Origin of the sequence: Microbacterium sp. H6, assembly GCF_003314775.1 — a bacterium.
Classification (GTDB): domain Bacteria; phylum Actinomycetota; class Actinomycetes; order Actinomycetales; family Microbacteriaceae; genus Microbacterium; species Microbacterium oxydans.
Genome location: NZ_QOAY01000080.1, coordinates 2109 through 3970 on the forward strand (window position 1 = coordinate 2109; position 1862 = coordinate 3970).

2 protein-coding genes and 1 pseudogene are annotated in these 1862 nt (G+C 68.7%); 2 read left to right on the top strand and 1 reads right to left on the bottom strand.

The genetic code is table 11. The features are described 5' to 3' along the window. A partial coding sequence (locus DSP71_RS05820; protein WP_258546284.1) for a thiamine pyrophosphate-dependent enzyme occupies positions 1-650 on the bottom strand: 650 nt, incomplete at its 3' end. 150 nt (positions 651-800) lie between these two features. Here DSP71_RS05820 and DSP71_RS05825 point away from each other — a divergent pair. Together DSP71_RS05825 and DSP71_RS05830 are read left to right on the top strand one after the other, a co-directional pair. Further along, positions 801-1238: an Lrp/AsnC family transcriptional regulator gene (locus DSP71_RS05825; protein ID WP_113680614.1), complete on the top strand. Its 438-nt coding sequence runs from the start codon at positions 801-803 to the stop codon at positions 1236-1238. Positions 1239-1415: 177 nt separating this feature from the next. Beyond that, positions 1416-1862, top strand: a pseudogene (locus tag DSP71_RS05830) (hypothetical protein); the annotation flags it as partial.

Below are 1862 nucleotides of genomic sequence, written 5' to 3' on the forward strand. Positions count from 1 at the left end.
CCGTAGCCGACCGCCTTGTGTGCCAGGGAGGGGGCAGCGGTCTGCCGGGAGAGGGGCACCGAGATGGCGAACTCGTTGTTCTGCACGAAGAACACGACCGGGACATGGAACACGGCGGCGAAGTTCATCGCCTCGTGGAAGTCGCCCTCGCTCGTGGCACCGTCGCCGCAGAGCGCGAGCACGACGGTGTCCTCACCGCGGTGCTTCGCCGCCTGCGCGAAGCCGACCGCGTGCAGGAGCTGGGTCGCGAGCGGGGTGGCCTGTGGGGCGACGCGGTGCGCGCGCACGTCGTAGCCCGAGTGCCAGTCGCCCTTGAGGAGCACCATCGCCTCAGCGGGAGCGATGCCGCGGGCGATCACCGCGACCGAGTCGCGGTACGTGGGGAAGAGCCAGTCGGTGTCACCGAGCACCATCGCCGCTGCCACCTGGCATGCCTCCTGACCATGTGACGAGGGGTAGACCGCGAGGCGGCCCTGGCGGACGAGCGCGCCCGCCTGGTCGTTGATGCGTCTGCCTTCGACGAGCCCGCGGTAAGCGGCGAGCAGGACGTCGGCGGCGGGGAGCGCGTATGCCTCGTCGGGGAGGGTGGTCCCGTCCTCGTCGATCAGTCGTACCGCGGTGTCTCGCGGGAGCAGGTCATGGGGGTGCATCCGTCCGCCTTCCTTGCCGAACTCGATGAGGACAGCATGCCGCGCATGCGACAGTCATCCAAGAACCGCTGCGCAATCATGGACGATTGCGCTCGCCGTGTCAGAATGGCCTCCGAAGTGTCAGTATTTCCCGGAGGAGAGAGGGGTGCCATGGCGGCGCTCGATGACACGGATCGCGCGATCCTCGCTGAGCTGCGGCGGGATGCTCGCGCGTCGATGACCGCGATCGCCGAGGCGGTGCACATCTCCCGCGCCGGAGCGCACGCGCGGATCAAGCGACTCACCGACGCCGGGGTGATCACGGGGTACACGGTGCGCACCGACCCCGTACTGCTCGGACACCACGCGAGCGCCTATGTGACGCTCGCGATCGAGCAGGCCACGTGGCAGGAGGTGAGCGCGCGGCTCAGGGCGATCCCCGAGATCGAGCACATGGCTCTGGTCGGAGGCGACTTCGACGTGCTGCTGCTCGTGCGGGCCAACGACGCCCGCGACCTCCGTCGCATCGTGCTGGAGGACATCCAGGCGATCCCGTCGATCCGCTCCACACGGACGATCCTGATCTTCGAGGACTCCGACCTGGTGTGAGGGTTCTCCTGCGACCGGGGTGCGGCGGAGGTTTTCGGTGCGGATGCTGGGGTGGTGTGGAGGGCTGATCGCGGGTCTCTTGGTGTGAAGGAGGAGTGTCTCGAGCGTACTGGAATATCGCCCTGAACAGGGGTAATCGTGCCTCGAAATGTCGGTGGCCCTCTATTGAATCGTCGTATGGAAAGCACCCCGGCAGCGGTTCTCGACGACACGGTCGTCGCTCTCGACGCCGTGCTCCAGTCCGGCGCCATGGGCGCTCTCGATGCAGGAGAGATGATGGACCTGCTGCGGGTCGTGGGCGAGATCCAGCGACGCGCGGAGGCCGTGGTCGTCGAGGCGGTGGCGAGCGTCGATCAGCGTCCTGACAGGTCGGGGGAGCCGGCGTTCTGCGGACGGTACGGCTGCCGCTCGATGAACGAGTTGCTGCAGCGTGTGCTCCGCACCGACGCGGCGGGTGCCGCGCGCCTTGTGAAGGGCGCGCGCTTGGTGCGACGCGATGTCGACCTCTCCTCCGGAGAGTGGCTGCCGGCGCGGTGGCCGGCGCTGCGCGAGGCCCTCCTCGACGGGGCGATCGGCGTGACCGGGTTGCTGGCTGCGACGGGGCCGATCGAGCAGGCCGGTCCG